Consider the following 15,176-nt stretch of genomic DNA (forward strand, 5'->3'; position numbering starts at 1 on the left):
TGTTATCAAGCCATTCAATCAGTCATAGGACAATCATGAAAAAATTACAAATTATCGCTCTACTTGCTAGCGTCTTCCTACTACAGGCCTGTGTGCACAAACTGGTTACTGTACCTGTCAAAGTTGCCTATAAAACTACCAAAGGCGTGGTCAAAGGCACGGTCGCGGTTACTAAGGCCATCATACCTGGCGACAGCGATAAGAGTGACAATGATAAAGATGATAAAGAATAAATAAAGTGTATTAAACGCTTGACCATGTCGACCATAAAAAAGATCGCTTTTTGAGCAAAGCTGTTAAATTAAGTGCGTGCAAGACGTGTTTAATATAGTTGTTTCAATACAGTCGTGTTAGATAAATGAGCTTTGATATAACAGTATCAAAGCTCAAGACAACTGCTGGTTTGAGCGATAATGTAGCCGTGAGTAGTACCATATCGCAGCAATGATACCGCCAATTAATGCCAGCGCCATATCTTTGTGCGCATCCCAGATATCACCTTGCTGACCATTATAAGCTTCAGCGGCTTCAGGCGATAACGTCGTTGCAATACCCCATTCAAACAACTCATAAAGCATACTGGTAGACATATTAAGCATCAATGTTAATACTATTAGCTGCTTTGGCGACTGAATTTTTAGCAGATGTTTTAAACTTTCAAACATCGCGCCAAACAATAACAACCCATAGCTAAAATGGACTAAGCGGTCGTACATATTACGCTGCCAGCCAAACAGTGTGCTTAATTTTATATTAAACAACTGCTGTGTCCAGTTATCATAAGGCACATAAGAGTAGAGATAACGCGCACCAATAATATGAATAAGTAAAAATAAAGTCGCGAGCACATAGGCTCGCGAACTAATATACCAGTACCGATAAGCGCCTAACATCATTACCAAAAATATCAGCGTACCTGCTTGATGGAGCAGATAGTCTGACCAGTCTAAGGGGTCAATACTTGCCAATATCATGACAAGAACGACCCCCAAGGTGCTAATGAGAACAGGTTTGCTCAAGCGCTTCATTTTTATTCCTGCTAGCAATGAGGGCGACATAAACCTAAAGTAGGCTTATTAATCGTTAAGCTTAGCAATCCACTCTTTAATCGTACGCGCTTGCTCAGCGGCGTTACCTATATAGGTTGCAGGCGTCATTTCACGTAAGCGCGCCTTATCGGAATCACTAACCGCAGACAGCTCGTCGCTTTCAACGAAGGTTAACATTGCTTCGCGAGTCATGGCATTACCACGAGTCAAAGCTTTAAGCTTCTCATAAGGGTTTTCGACACGGTAGCGGCGCATGACGGTTTGGATCGGTTCAGCCAACACTTCTTGCGCTTGATCCAAATCGCTGTTGAGCCGCGCTGAATTTAATTCAAGCTTACTGACGCCTTTTAGACAAGCATCATAAGCAATCATGCTTTGAGCCAGACCAACGCCAATATTACGTAATACGGTCGAGTCTGATAGGTCGCGCTGCATGCGTGAAATCGGTAGCTTCTCGCCTAGATGTGCCAAGGTAGCATTAGCCACCCCGAGGTTACCTTCTGAGTTTTCAAAGTCAATCGGATTGACTTTATGCGGCATAGTGGAAGAACCCACTTCACCGTCTTTTAGGCGCTGCTTAAAATAGCCTAAGCTAATATATTGCCAAATATCACGGTTGAAGTCGATTAAGATGGTATTAAAACGTTTCACTACATCGAACAGTTCAGCGATATAATCGTGGGGCTCAATTTGCGTGGTATAAGGATTGAAAGTCAGCTCAAGATGCTCATCAATGAAACGCTCAGCATGCGCTTGCCAATCAACATCAGGATAAGCCGCATAGTGGGCATTATAGTTACCAACGGCACCATTAATTTTACCCAATAGCTCAACTTGACCAACCTGTCTAATTTGACGAGCAAGGCGATAGGCGACGTTGGCCATCTCTTTACCTAGAGTTGTTGGGCTAGCTGTCTGACCATGAGTGCGCGACAGCATAGGCTGGTCAGCGTGAGTCAATGCCAAATCAACGATACTATCGGTCATTTGCTGCATTTTATCGAGTACGATTGCGCGGCTGTCTTTTAGCATTAAGGCATACGATAAGTTGTTAATGTCTTCACTAGTACAAGCAAAGTGGATAAATTCTAGGGAGTCATTAAGGGCTGCCTGACCACGAAGTTTATCTTTAATAAAGTACTCAACTGCTTTCACATCATGATTGGTGGTTGCTTCGATATCTTTGATCGCTTGTGCATCGGCTTCGCTAAAGTCATCGACAATAGCATTCAAGAAGGCATTAGTATCTGCATCAAATGCCGCCAACTCAGCAATCGCATCATTGTCAGCCAATGACTGTAACCAGCGAATCTCTACGGTGACACGAGCTTTGATTAGACCGAATTCAGATAAATAAGGACGCAAGCTGTCGGCTTTGGAGGCGTAGCGGCCATCAATCGGGGAGAGCGCGGTAAGTGGGGTCATAGTAATGCCTCAAGTAGTTTTAGTAATGAAAGAAATTAAGAAATAAAAAACATTTAAAAAATTAAAATTTTTATTAAAAATCTGGCTCGAAAAGTGGATATAAAACAGTACGTTTTTTCTTTTATTAAAACCCACACGGCGCATCAATAGACTCAATCACACCACCGCCTAAGCAAATCTCGTCAATATAAAATACCGCTGATTGACCAGGAGTTACTGCGCGTTGGGGCTTATCAAATACTACCCGTACTTGGCTGCCATCATTCTCATTATTACTATTAACAGCAAATACGCGGCACGCTTGATCCGGCTGACGATAACGAGACTTTGCCATACAGCGTAGACCGTCTGAGCTAAAGATAGCAGCAGGCGGTAGACCATCGACCCAATCAAGCTTATAAGCGTGCAACTCATTGCTTAGCATCATGGGATGCTCGTGACCTTGACCGACTATTAAACGATTTTTATCTAAATCTTTTGCCAGTACAAACCAAGGCTCTTCGGGACGGTCTTTGACGCCGCCAATACCGATGCCGCCGCGCTGGCCTAAGGTATAATACATTAGCCCGTCATGGGTGCCGATGACCTTATTATCATCAGTAATAATTTCGCCTTTTTGGGCCGGCAAGTATTGTTGTAAAAAGTCTTTGAAGCGTCGTTCACCAATAAAGCAAATGCCGGTAGAGTCTTTTTTATTAGCGGTAATTAAATCATGCTCTTCAGCAATCTGACGGACGACTGGTTTTTCTAGTTCGCCGACTGGGAAGAGAGTTTTAGCAAGTTTGTCGCCGCCAACGGCATGTAGAAAGTAACTTTGGTCTTTATTATTATCAAGGCCACGCAATAGTTGTGCGACACATACACCATCAGCGTTGGTATAGTTAACACTGCGGCGGGTATAATGACCGGTAGCGATATAGTCTGCGCCAAGCGTTAAGGCATAATCTAAAAATGCTTTAAACTTAATTTCTTTATTGCATAAAATATCAGGATTGGGCGTACGTCCCGCTTTATATTCAGCCAGAAAATGCTCAAACACGCGGTCCCAATATTCCATCGCAAAATTGGCCGTATGTAGCTTGATGCCAATTTTATCGCATACCGATTGCGCGTCTGCTAAGTCATCCATCGCGGTACAGTATTCGGTACCATCATCTTCTTCCCAGTTCTTCATAAACAGCCCTTCCACCAGAAAGCCTGCCTGCTGAAGAAGAACGGCAGATACGGAAGAGTCAACCCCACCTGACATACCGACAATCACGCGCGTAGTTGTAGGGTTGTCAATATCGGTAAGGGTCAAGGCGCGATGGGCGCTAAAAGAATCAGATAAAAGTGTGTTTGATACATCTGGCATGGCTGGCGTAGCTAACATAAAAAGTGCTCAACAACTTATGGTAAAATAAGCGTCATATTATAACAGCTAATTGAAACCGTTGGCGAGCTGCAGGCCTTTACTGATTTAAAATTTTAGATAATAGTTATTGATAGACTTCCATTGATAGAATTTGGATAACGGTTTTCAAAACTTTCACATCACCTTTACCTCTCATCTTTAATAGCTTTTGGAATAATCATGATAAAAATTGGTCAAGGTATCGACGTTCACGCTTTTCATAATAACGGTCAGCAGCAACAGTATGTAGTGTTAGCTGGTGTACCTATTGAACACAGTCATAGCTTGCTTGCGCATTCTGATGGCGATGTGGTGTTACATGCTTTAGCGGATGCCTTACTTGGCGCACTGGCGCTAGGGGATATTGGACAGCATTTCCCTGATACTGATGCGGCAAATGCCGGTCTTGATTCGCGAGTCTTGCTGCGTTATGTTTATGGTAAAGTACAAGCGGCAGGCTATACGCTGGGCAATGCCGACATTACCGTCATGTGTGAACGGCCAAAGCTTGCGCCCCACAGCCAAGCAATGCGTACTAATATCGCCAGCGATTTACAAACCGAAGTCAGTAATGTCAGTGTCAAAGCAACCACCACTGAAAAGCTTGGTTTTACCGGTCGCCAAGAAGGTATCATGGCCAACGCCGTGGTATTATTGGTACCTAATGGCTAATAATTTTTAACGGTCAGTAATACCGAATGGCTAATACGTGACATTTAACCCTTAATAATATGTAACTGTTAATAATTAGTCTCGTATTAACCCTACTGGTTGCGCTTGTAATGTGGCGATTATCGCCCCATGTAGCAGAAGTATGCAGACCTTACTGTTTAATATTTAGTATAGTCCTCTTTAATAAATCGTTTAATCAATAGGAGCTTTTATGAGTGAGCAAACCCCAAATACTGCCGCGAACGACGTTGAACAGCTGATTCGTGACCAAATTAAAGATAATAAAGTTATCTTATATATGAAAGGCACGCCGCAGTTTCCACAGTGTGGTTTTTCAGCCAAATCGATTGAAGTACTCACCCAAATTGGCCGTCCGTTTGCGTTTGTGAATATTTTAGAAAACCCAGAAATCCGTACCACCTTGCCAAAAGTTGCTAATTGGCCCACCTTTCCACAGCTATGGATCGATGGCGAATTAATGGGCGGATCAGATATTATCCTGCAAATGTATCAGTCAGGTGAGCTTAAGCCTTTGGTTGAAGCCAATAGCCCTGCTGCTTAATAAAATTTTTACGTAGGTGTCTTTGATGTCTACGTAAATCAGCTTTGCAACACAAAGCCCGAGTAGTCTAGCGATGACTGCTTGGGCTTTGTGGTTTTTGAGCGCTGGTCTTGACCCTTTATTTGTTTTCAAATTTTTTACCCCCATATAGTGCTCATGAAAAATACCCTATAAAGACAGTTTGAATAATAAGAGAAAACTATGAGTAATCAGTCAAATGAGCAACAAGCAATCGAGAAGCGCCGTGAGTGGTTAAAGCTTGAGTCAGCGCGTATCATTGATATTGCTAATAGCGAGTCGAATTCAGCGCTAAAATGCATTCATCAACTTAGTGTGGCGGGTGGCGCGACCGAAGGTACTTATATTGCTATTGAGCAACGTATTGTTGCGGATCAAGATGCCGCTGGGGCCTATCACTTGGCATTACTGGCACAAAATACGCCAGATTTACCGATTGATGCACGCCAACTTATCGAGCTGGTAGTGAATAAAGGCGATAACCAACAGCGTTTGGCATTGCTCAAAAACTTACCATTACCGCCAGTTGATACCATTAAAGAACTGATCTTGGCCAGTAATGATGGTGATGCGATTGGACAAATGAATGCTTATTTGCAAATCAATCCCGAAGGTTATGGTAGCCAGCATATGCTTGCAAGTGGTCAGGCTGATCGAATCGTACCGTTAAGCCCTGGTAATAACCGTTAATAGGGGCTTGCTTAATAACAGTACTGATCATCAACGACTAATTTCAAGATTTTTAACGCAAAGATTTTTATGCCGTGCAAAAATTGTTATAATTATCGGCTATCTATTCAGATTTTAGCGGCTTATCTCAGCCGTTAACCATTTTTTAAAATACGATTAACGTTTATTCGCCACCCAGTAGGTCATTGTTATCATTTTAATAAATGCCCCGTGGTCAACAGTCGCGTTATGAGTCAAGTGAGGCACACATGCAATACCCAAAAACTTACGACGTGGTGGTGATCGGCGGCGGTCATGCTGGCACAGAAGCGGCACTTTCGGCTGCACGTATGGGTGCGCAGACTTTGCTATTGACCCATAATATTGAGACGCTCGGGCAGATGAGCTGTAATCCGGCGATTGGCGGTATTGGTAAGTCGCACTTGGTGCGTGAAATTGATGCGCTTGGCGGCGCAATGGCGCTCGCCACTGATAAAGCCGGTATTCAGTTCCGAGTATTGAACAGTCGTAAAGGCGCTGCCGTTCGAGCGACACGTGCGCAAGCGGATCGTATTCTATATAAGGCCGCTATTCGCCAAACCCTTGAAAACCAGCCCAATCTCGATATATTCCAACAAGGTGCTGACGACATCTTAGTTGAAAATGGTCGTGCCACTGCGGTGGTGACTTCTACTGGCATTGTCTTTAAAGCAGAAACGGTTGTTTTAACCACAGGAACATTCCTAGGCGGAGTCATTCATATTGGCCTTGAGAACTCTAAAGGCGGACGGGCAGGGGATCAGCCTTCGATTAAACTTGCCGATCGTTTGCGTGAGCTTAAGCTACCGGTAGGCCGCCTAAAGACTGGCACGCCAGCACGTATTGATGCGCGTAGCGTGGACTTCAGCGTAATGACCACACAGCCGGGTGATACTCCATTGCCGGTGATGAGTTATATGGGCAACGTTGCTATGCATCCTGAGCAAGTCAACTGTCATATCACCCATACCAATGCGCGTACCCATGACATTATCCGTGAAAATTTAGACCGCTCACCGATGTTCTCTGGCAAAATCGAAGGCGTGGGTCCGCGTTATTGTCCGTCTATTGAAGATAAAATCCATCGCTTCGCTGATAAAGACAGCCATCAAATATTCATTGAGCCTGAAGGTTTGACCACTCATGAGCTGTACCCAAATGGTATCTCAACCAGCTTGCCGTTTGATGTGCAGCTAGAGTTTATTCATAGTATGAAAGGGCTTGAAAAAGCGCATATCACGCGTCCTGGTTATGCGATTGAATATGACTATTTTGATCCACAAAGCTTAAAGCCAACGCTTGAAACTAAGTCTATTGATCGTTTATATTTTGCTGGTCAAATCAATGGTACCACCGGTTATGAAGAAGCGGGCGTTCAAGGTTTATTAGCAGGCATTAATGCGGCCTTGGTTACTCGAGATAATAGCGAGTTTGAAACTTGGACACCGCGCCGCGATCAAGCCTATCTTGGCGTACTTGTCGACGACTTAATCACTCACGGTACCACTGAACCATACCGGATGTTTACCAGCCGCGCTGAGTATCGTTTGCTGTTGCGTGAAGACAATGCCGATCAGCGTTTGACTGAAACCGGACGTAAACTTGGATTGGTTGATGATGTGCGCTGGCAAGCTTATCAAGAAAAAATGGAAGCGATCAGTAAAGAGACCTCTCGTCTAAAAGACATATGGGCCACCCCAGCGAATGCTTTAGGGGCGCAAGTAACCGCACAAACCGGCGAGGTACTGTCGAAAGAATCTACTGCTTATGACTTGCTAAAACGCCCGCAGATACACTTTAATGATATTGCTGCTATTACTGATTCACAAGTCGACCCACAAGTGGGTGAGCAGATTGAAATATCGGTCAAATATGCCGGTTACATCGACCGCCAGCAAGAAGATATCGATCAGATGAAGCGCTTAGAGAACACACCGTTACCAATAGATTTTGATTATAGTGTGATATCTGGACTATCAAATGAAATTGTCCAAAAGCTAACCCAAGTTCGTCCGGCGACTCTGGCACAAGCTGGTCGCGTTAGCGGTGTGACACCTGCAGCGATTCAGCTATTGGCGATGACCGTCAAAAAACATAAAAAAGCGAAAGCAGCTTTAGAGTCATAAATTTATGTATGATCAGGCAATAAAGATGTGAACTATAAGGATGTCAGGCTGTTGACAATTTCGAAACAGCCTGACACTTAGTCATTCTAGTGAATCTTTCCTAATCCAGCGCAATCTAAATCTAACGCGACCTGCAGCAATGCTGTCTTTATTAATTTAGCCACTTTGCTGACTTGAGCCTATTTATGATCGAAGCTATTCTATTTGCGATTACTATTGTTTTACCCAACCTGGCTTTAATGGGGTTGGGTTTTTTTATGCAAAGACGCGGTGAAACGAGTCAAGCTTTTATCGATCAGGCCTCAAGCTTTGTTTTTAATTACTGCTTACCTTGTTTACTGTTTTTTAGCGTGGTCGATAGTAACGTAAACTATGCCAAGCAAATAATATTAATAATTGCCGGTATTGTAGTGACATTTATTTTATTTATTGGTTCAGAGATTTATGCCAAACGGTTTATCAGTCGACCAGCTGATCAAGGTGTGTTTGTACAAGGAATCTTTCGCAGTAACATGGCGATTATTGGCCTTGCAACCGTTGCCAATGCTTACGGGGAGCGGGGTCTGAGTATTGGTGCCGTGTATATGGGTGTCGTGACGATATTGTTTAATATCTTAGCGGTGATTACGCTTAGCCGCGTATCCAAAAATGCTGACGATACTTGGTCTAGTCGTAGCATTATGATTATCAAAAAGCTATTTACCAATCCGCTTATCCTCGCACTGTTGGCAGCGTTTGCTTACAAAGCATTGCCACTACCACCAATCCCAAGTGTTATTAATACTACCGGCGGTTTACTCGCGGCTGTTGCATTGCCGCTGGCACTAATCTGTGCGGGTGCCAGTATTGATTTGAAATCCATGCTGAGTCCTTCGGGGTTATCGATGCAAGCCAGTATTGGCCGTATTGTTATCGCGCCATTATTAGCCATTGCGGTAGGATTGAGTTTTGGGCTGACAGGCGTGCATATGGGCGTGCTGTTTTTGATGGTGGCATCGCCAACGGCAGCAGCCAGTTATGTGATGGCAAAAGCCATGGGTGGGAATGACATATTGGCGGCCAATATTTTAGCGTTTACTACAGTAGTTGGCCTATTCGGTATGGCAATCGGGGCGGCGCTCTTACGTGGATTGGGAATGATGTAGTTGCTAAAAGTGAACTCTTTCATGATTACAATAATAAATGTACTGGTGTATTTATTGTTCTATCGACTTTAATTAAGATACGAAGAGCTAAATACCCTGTACTCTGTAGTAAGTACTCATCCAGTCATATCTCTGGACAGTCGTTTTCCTCGTCCATAAACCTATGCTTGTTTTCCATCAATTCCTCAAAAAATGCTTTGCCTGCTTCTGATAACACGTAAGACTTACTGCTTGGCTTTTCCAGCATGATGCCTCTATCAACCAGCAGGTTCTTAACGTGACCCATTAAGCTATCTTCGCTCTTACCAGTCATTTTGGATTTTTCTAAAATTTGATCAACGTAGGGAATATTTGCCATCTCCTTAAAATCATCAGGGGTCAGGCCACCAGTATGTGAGGTGATTTTAGTTATAGAATGCCCATTAACCGTTAGGTATTTACCTATAATTAAAAGAAGAAAATATACTTTCATACTAATATCAGTCTTACCATCCAACCCGCCTGCATCATTTAAGTAAACGTAGGTTGGCGTTTCTATTAACTCAAACCCGTTCATTGCGTTATTCTTACGATAGTCTGCTAGGTTATCCATGATCTCAGTGAATAGAGGGTCTGCTATTGGCTCACCACTGTTGCTTAATTTATACTTATTGATGATACGCCCATTCATTAGCTGGTCAAATATCTCAACGCTCAACCCCATGTTTATACTCATATTGTTTCTTCCTCACGGTAGCTTAAGACTACGTATTCGTAAAAATATTTATCGTCACTGATCTTGTTCCTAATGTTTTGCTGTTGCAGGCCACTAGTGTTTAATAGGGGTAACAGGTATTCGATGCCATACAGAACGTCTATAAGGCTAAAGTCAGTAAGCGCCGTGAATAAGGTCTCGTAAACAAACAAATATATATCATCAACTCTGCTTGGTACATTTACCTCACACATCAGGTCAAATATTCCATTGTCCTTTTCGTGCTCAATAATCATATCTATTGGCAGCGGCTTTAGTTTTGATGGTACAGGCTTGATTTGCCTAGTTTCTATCTGCTCAAACCAAACCTTAAAGGCCAACATAGAATCATCTTGCGCTAGCGGGCGATTGAGGCGTTTATAGTAGCGTTGCTTGAAAGTGAACATACCGTCGAGTGAATTTAAGTGCTGCAACACTTTACTATCAGCGGTAAGGAATTTGTTTTGTGTTCGTCCATGTTGGAGCGGCTCAATGGATTTAACAAGGTCGCTAAACGCACGCTCTATCACCATGAAGTACTTACGGTCTTCAGCAAGGCTACTTAGATAGTGCTGCAACCTTGCAGTGACTCTATTTAAGTCTTTATAGTAGGAAGTCACTGCCGTCTTGCGATACTGAATATAAATATCATCACTAATAAGCCCTTTTTCCTCGTAAAAGGCTTGTAGATTGTTCAGTGACTCAATAAACGTATCACCACCTTGTAGTCGCATCGCGGGATCGATAAATTGTAAGCAAGGGATTATGTTTCTTGTGTACAGCTTGTCCGCTTTTTCGTATAACTCAATGATAGATATTTCACACAAGCCTTGCTCTTTTTGGCGATATAAGTCGGATATTTCATCCACCTTGATATTTAGTACCTCAATGTTGCTTTTGATCTCACTTAGAATGTCATTAATAATTTTATTAAAGTGAGTATAGGCTTCCTTGTAATCGTCGCTACCGCTTGGGCTTGCCATTATATTTTTAACCGTGGCGGATATATTCTGTCTAAAGTTGGCAAACTCTATACTGCTAAATTCACGACTGCGTGATATATCTAAAAAGACTAAAAAGTCATACATGGCTTTTGATAAGCCAATCATGCCTGAGTTTTTATTATCATAGACAAAAACATCACTTTTAACGAGAGCATCTAAGCTCATGATATTCTTTAAGGCGTTATCCTTATGTACTCTAACGATTTTCTCATAGAACGCTAAATAAAGGCGTTTAGGAAACTCTGAGGCGGTGTTGTTTTCATGGATATAATCAATAAATTTAAAAAAATCGCGCTCAAAGCCATTAGCAAATATCTCTTTTATGATGGTCTGTCTATTAATTCTCATACGACACGCTCTTCAGCTGCATTTATTTTGCCAAAAGTGTCTATGTGTTGCGGTAAGATGTGCAGCACACAGTCAGGGTGCATTAAGTCTTTATTAAATTTGCAATAATCAATATTGATGTGGTTGCCAACGTGTTTACATACCGTACTTAACCGATGCGGGGTCGCACAGAATACAGAAAAGCCTGATTGAGCGATTTGGTTAACAATGGTTTTAATGTTTTTCTTATCCATGTCAGCAATTTCATCGACGATAACCGGCATCATAAGGGTGCTGTCTTGGGCGAAAATCTTGCTAAGCAGTATAGAGATAATAAAAGAGGTCACTGTGCTTGTGGTGCCACCAGACTGTGGTTTTGTCTCTATATGACCGGTGTCTTCAACGTACTCGTAGCTGATAGATTTAATGAGATTAACCATCTTTAGCGTACGTTTTTTACTATGGCTATTCTCTTTGATGTAGCTTATGAGCGAAGTATAAAACTCAGGCTCAAGCAAGGTATCTTGGCTTAAGTCATACTTACTGCAATTGTCTAATAGATTTCTATAGTCGGCTTGAGTGGTTAGGCGCAGGCGTACCGCATCAAAGTTAGATACTTTATGGTGGCTCAGCTCTTTGTTCATCGAGGTTATTTCTGACTGTAGCAGCCTATTTGCATTCTTAATTTCCTCAAGCATGCTGGCAAGATAGGAGTGATGCTCATAAACTTTGTGCTTATAATCCTCTTTTTTGACATTAATTCTATCAAAAGTGTTCTTGTACAGGGCTATAATTTCGCTGTACTCATGCAGGCCAGTTATTTCTTTGTGCGGATCAAGCTCTGCAAGCGGTATGTCTTCCATAAACCGTTGTAACTTAGTTTTATACTCAGCTTTCTCGGCAGCTAGTGCTATCGCTGTATTTTGTAGCTTCTCAAAATCTTCGAGCTCTAAGACTAGCATGCCATCAAGCGCCGCTAGATACTGATCATTATCATCAGGGATATAGGTTGCTTGAAAGTGACTGTTGCTGCGTTCAATGATTTTGTCAGTAGTATCAAAGCGACGTATGAAGCTCTCAATGTCCTCTTTTTGCTTGCTGTAGTCAATATAAGCTGCATAATAACCATTTAACTTTTCTTGCTTGCCAGCGTGCTGATCGGTTACTAGCCCATACTCTTTAATTACTTTATTTAACGTTGCTTTACTCTCAGTAATTTGCCGTTTAATGACTGCCAAACCACCTATGTCATCGATATTTAAGCTGATTTGATTATGCTCTGTTTTTAGTTTCTTTTTACTATGATCTGCCACTGAATTATTGGCGTCAGCGATAATATTATTGAGGCTGCCAATATCCTTCCTCAATTTCTGAATATGAGCTTGATTGTTAATTATTTGCTCTACATTCTTTTTGGCCTCTGTCTCTTTATCATAAAAGACAAAATTGGTATTAGCCAGCGTTGACTCTTTAAATGTTAATACACCTTTCTCGCTATTGAACAACTCAGCAAAGGCATTAATAGTTTGAATATCACTATCCGACAAATCACAAATTAATTCTGAAAACTCGTTATTTAAGCTGATTAAAACACTGGCACTATGTTCAGGCAATTGACTGGTCGCCAGCAGACTTAGATTATCCTTTGCGGACTCTAAGCGTGCAAGGCGTGCGGTTAGGGTACTGATCTCATGGGTTTTGGTTGTGATAGCTGTGGTCGCCTGATCTATATTATCAATGCTTTTTAACATAACAGACAGCTCTTCAAGACGAACTCTAAGCTCATACATAACCACATCAGCAGGCTTATTAAACTCACTTAATATGGTCTCAACGGCAATCTGCTTTTGCTCGTAGGTGTTGATGCTTGTCAGAAGAGATTTATGCTGGGTATTGAGCTCGATAAGCTGAGTCTCAAGGTTTTTAACCTCGCCTGCTAGTGGGTTTTTCTTGGCATTAATGCTATTAAGTTGCTGGGTGATATCGCCAAGTTTATTAGCTTGCTGTTCCTGACTACGGTTTAGATAGGTCTTTAGTACTTTAAATGACAGGCTGTAATCATTAACCGATGTTAGAATCGCATCAAACTGACCTTTTAGAGTCTCGTAAACTACCTTGTTATTTTCATACTTTTTGAGCATCATGCCTTCATTGGTCAACTTCTCATAATCATCTTGAAGGGCGCTGAAATCAGCATCCATCCGCTCTTCATCTCGGCCTCGTCTCATCTCAATTATAGTAGCTATCGCTTGGGGCAAGGTGCTTTCCTCACCTTTACCTGAGTTAAAAGCCAGCTCAAAAATATTAATAAAAGCCTCTATTGAGGACTCTCTTTGGTCTTTGAGCGGCACTAAGCAGTATTTTGCATCTGCACTGGCGAAGTTACCAAATAGAATTTTAGACAGTATGGCCTTATCGCTGACGTGTAACCCTTTATAGGTCTTTACCGCACTGAGTATCGTTTGCACGCTAAGATTGGGCGCGAAGTAGTTGTTTTCGCTATCCCAGAATAAATGGCGGATATCATCAAACGGTACAGGCAGTAGCACACGGTTATACTCATAGTTGCCTGCTCGGTATAGAATCATGCAAAACTCACCTGACGGATTTTTACCTTCCATAATCAAAAAAGAATTGGCAGTGGGAAAATAATACTCATATGATTCGTCACGCTTGAATTTTCTGCCTGACTTGCTGACAAAGTTAAACTTACTCTCACACTTATTAAAGTTAGTTTCAGGGTAGAGTAGTAGCTTGGTTGCCGACAGGCTTGCCGTCTTACCTAAGTTATTGTCACCGAACATCGCCAGATGATGATCAAGGGCCAGCTCTGTATAAGCATGGCTCGCTGAGTTAACAAATACAATTTGCTTGAGCACATAGCTGTAATCAAACTGCTCATCGTCTAATAGCTGATTAAAAGTATCAGTCGGCATATAAATAGCTCTCTTGTTCGATGAATTTCATATGGTTACGGATTATTTCGCAGATAGGTTTAAGTGGTGGGCAGTCTTGGCCAATCGTGATTACTTTGCCTAATTCTTCACTGCCAAACTTTTCTACCACGCCAGCCAGTCGCTTCTGAATATCGCTTGGGTATAAAAAAACTTTAGAATTATTCATTGATAGGTTATATAGATTCTTAGCTATAGTCAGTCCACCTAAGTCAAAATCAAACAGCATATATAACGTATCGTATTTACTCAATAGTTTCTTATGTAGACTATTGGATATCTCATTACCTGCACCGAATATAATATCTAATTCATTATCTTTGGGTAGGTTGCAGTGTTGATATAGGAAGGTCAGTGTTCTCTCAATATAGATAAATAGCTGACGATTTTCTATAAGAAGGGCTTGCTTGGCAGGGTGGTGGGTGTGCTGGCAGGTGTGCTGATAATTACCATCAGTATCAAACAAAATCACTGCGGGATATTCTACTGATTTGCGAATAAGGAGTATTGAGCCATCAACCTTATAGTCATGACTTCTGTTTTGTCGCGCCCCTGATACCCTGTCTTCATCCACACCAGCGGTAAGGCGACGTAATTCACTCATGAGGTCCTCATCAACACTTTTTATAAGATAGTAACCAAGTTTTGCTGTACGACTAGCGTTAATATTAGTTGGGCTATATCTGTGAGTGAGGCTTAACTGTTCAATCATTTTTTGTAGACGGCGAAGATTGACAGGTTTGCTATTATCAATACTATTAATAAACCTTTTTAAGGTTTTCACGCTCATGCTATATCCCTTTGTTTTTTAGTTATATTGTTGGTCAATCAGAACGTCTTATTGGTTAGCATTAATATATTTTGTTATAGTCAATACCAAATAAAATAGACACACACGTAATTTCGCATGGTAGGTAAAAATTTTTCTAGCTTGCTATGTGACTGTGTCACTCCAGAGGCTGCGAAAATTTCTCCCAGCCATACTGTGTTCGTTTCAAAGCGGCTCAACTATATACCTAAACTAAGGTGTGTCATCAATTAAAACATTTTTAACCCTCAT

13 protein-coding genes are annotated in these 15,176 nt (G+C 41.8%); 6 read left to right on the forward strand and 7 right to left on the reverse strand.

The genetic code is table 11. The annotated features are described in order from the left end of the window. Positions 1–35 precede the first annotated feature (35 nt). Positions 36–233: an NF038104 family lipoprotein gene (locus JMX97_RS03595; RefSeq protein ID WP_201555478.1), complete on the forward strand. Its 198-nt coding sequence runs from the start codon at positions 36–38 to the stop codon at positions 231–233. 153 nt (positions 234–386) lie between these two features. Here the strand turns inward: JMX97_RS03595 and JMX97_RS03600 are convergent, their stop codons facing one another. The 3 genes from JMX97_RS03600 to mnmA all read right to left on the reverse strand — a co-directional run bounded on the left by JMX97_RS03600 (position 387) and on the right by mnmA (position 3,828). After that, entirely contained in the window at positions 387–1,028 is a 642-nt protein-coding gene (locus JMX97_RS03600; protein WP_201555479.1) for a DUF2238 domain-containing protein, read from the reverse strand. A 48-nt stretch (positions 1,029–1,076) separates the two neighbouring features. Next, positions 1,077–2,474 carry an adenylosuccinate lyase gene (purB, locus tag JMX97_RS03605; protein ID WP_201555481.1) on the reverse strand — a complete coding sequence of 466 codons (1,398 nt, stop codon included), beginning with the start codon at positions 2,472–2,474 and terminating at the stop codon, positions 1,077–1,079. A 124-nt stretch (positions 2,475–2,598) separates the two neighbouring features. Continuing rightward, the gene (gene mnmA / locus JMX97_RS03610; protein WP_227671540.1) at positions 2,599–3,828 is read right to left on the reverse strand and encodes a tRNA 2-thiouridine(34) synthase MnmA; all 1,230 of its coding nucleotides are present in this window, start codon (positions 3,826–3,828) and stop codon (positions 2,599–2,601) included. 219 nt (positions 3,829–4,047) lie between these two features. Here mnmA and ispF point away from each other — a divergent pair, with 219 nt between their 5' ends. The 5 genes from ispF (at position 4,048) to JMX97_RS03635 (ending at position 9,098) form a co-directional block, all read left to right on the forward strand. Further along, entirely contained in the window at positions 4,048–4,539 is a 492-nt protein-coding gene (gene ispF / locus JMX97_RS03615; protein ID WP_201555482.1) for a 2-C-methyl-D-erythritol 2,4-cyclodiphosphate synthase, read from the forward strand. 211 nt (positions 4,540–4,750) lie between these two features. Next, entirely contained in the window at positions 4,751–5,101 is a 351-nt protein-coding gene (gene grxD, locus JMX97_RS03620) for a Grx4 family monothiol glutaredoxin (RefSeq protein ID WP_201555484.1), read from the forward strand. 201 nt (positions 5,102–5,302) lie between these two features. Beyond that, on the forward strand, positions 5,303–5,809 hold the full coding sequence (locus JMX97_RS03625) for a hypothetical protein (protein ID WP_201555485.1): 507 nt from the start codon (positions 5,303–5,305) through the stop codon (positions 5,807–5,809). Between the two features lie 248 nt (positions 5,810–6,057). Beyond that, positions 6,058–7,953, forward strand: a complete 1,896-nt coding sequence (gene mnmG / locus JMX97_RS03630; RefSeq protein WP_201555487.1) for a tRNA uridine-5-carboxymethylaminomethyl(34) synthesis enzyme MnmG — start codon at positions 6,058–6,060, stop codon at positions 7,951–7,953. A 185-nt stretch (positions 7,954–8,138) separates the two neighbouring features. Then, complete coding sequence (locus JMX97_RS03635; RefSeq protein ID WP_201555488.1) at positions 8,139–9,098, forward strand: AEC family transporter; 960 nt, start codon at positions 8,139–8,141, stop codon at positions 9,096–9,098. Between the two features lie 124 nt (positions 9,099–9,222). Here the strand turns inward: JMX97_RS03635 and JMX97_RS03640 are convergent, their stop codons facing one another. From JMX97_RS03640 to JMX97_RS03655, 4 genes are read right to left on the reverse strand one after another with little or no spacing between them, the layout of a single operon-like run. Beyond that, positions 9,223–9,813, reverse strand: coding sequence for a condensin complex protein MksE (locus JMX97_RS03640; protein WP_201555489.1), 591 nt, complete (start codon positions 9,811–9,813; stop codon positions 9,223–9,225). Continuing rightward, the gene (locus JMX97_RS03645; protein ID WP_201555490.1) at positions 9,810–11,183 is read right to left on the reverse strand and encodes a hypothetical protein; all 1,374 of its coding nucleotides are present in this window, start codon (positions 11,181–11,183) and stop codon (positions 9,810–9,812) included. The genes JMX97_RS03640 and JMX97_RS03645 overlap by 4 nt, the downstream gene beginning before the upstream one ends. Beyond that, positions 11,180–14,098 (reverse strand): hypothetical protein, encoded by a 2,919-nt coding sequence (locus JMX97_RS03650; RefSeq protein ID WP_201555491.1) that lies wholly within the window; start codon positions 14,096–14,098, stop codon positions 11,180–11,182. Before JMX97_RS03650 ends, JMX97_RS03645 begins: the two co-directional genes overlap by 4 nt. Beyond that, complete coding sequence (locus JMX97_RS03655) at positions 14,088–14,906, reverse strand: hypothetical protein (protein ID WP_201555492.1); 819 nt, start codon at positions 14,904–14,906, stop codon at positions 14,088–14,090. The genes JMX97_RS03650 and JMX97_RS03655 overlap by 11 nt, the downstream gene beginning before the upstream one ends. Positions 14,907–15,176: the final 270 nt, after the last annotated feature.

Source organism: Psychrobacter sp. 72-O-c (genome assembly GCF_904846605.1).
Lineage (GTDB): Bacteria > Pseudomonadota > Gammaproteobacteria > Pseudomonadales > Moraxellaceae > Psychrobacter.

Coding starts and splice junctions, on each gene's coding strand:
- JMX97_RS03595 (WP_201555478.1), top strand. CDS start 36: ATGAAAAAATTACAAATTATCGCTCTACTTGCTAGCGTCTTCCTACTA.
- JMX97_RS03600 (WP_201555479.1), bottom strand. CDS start 1,028: ATGAAGCGCTTGAGCAAACCTGTTCTCATTAGCACCTTGGGGGTCGTT.
- purB (WP_201555481.1), bottom strand. CDS start 2,474: ATGACCCCACTTACCGCGCTCTCCCCGATTGATGGCCGCTACGCCTCC.
- mnmA (WP_227671540.1), bottom strand. CDS start 3,828: ATGCCAGATGTATCAAACACACTTTTATCTGATTCTTTTAGCGCCCAT.
- ispF (WP_201555482.1), top strand. CDS start 4,048: ATGATAAAAATTGGTCAAGGTATCGACGTTCACGCTTTTCATAATAAC.
- grxD (WP_201555484.1), top strand. CDS start 4,751: ATGAGTGAGCAAACCCCAAATACTGCCGCGAACGACGTTGAACAGCTG.
- JMX97_RS03625 (WP_201555485.1), top strand. CDS start 5,303: ATGAGTAATCAGTCAAATGAGCAACAAGCAATCGAGAAGCGCCGTGAG.
- mnmG (WP_201555487.1), top strand. CDS start 6,058: ATGCAATACCCAAAAACTTACGACGTGGTGGTGATCGGCGGCGGTCAT.
- JMX97_RS03635 (WP_201555488.1), top strand. CDS start 8,139: ATGATCGAAGCTATTCTATTTGCGATTACTATTGTTTTACCCAACCTG.
- JMX97_RS03640 (WP_201555489.1), bottom strand. CDS start 9,813: ATGAGTATAAACATGGGGTTGAGCGTTGAGATATTTGACCAGCTAATG.
- JMX97_RS03645 (WP_201555490.1), bottom strand. CDS start 11,183: ATGAGAATTAATAGACAGACCATCATAAAAGAGATATTTGCTAATGGC.
- JMX97_RS03650 (WP_201555491.1), bottom strand. CDS start 14,098: ATGCCGACTGATACTTTTAATCAGCTATTAGACGATGAGCAGTTTGAT.
- JMX97_RS03655 (WP_201555492.1), bottom strand. CDS start 14,906: ATGAGCGTGAAAACCTTAAAAAGGTTTATTAATAGTATTGATAATAGC.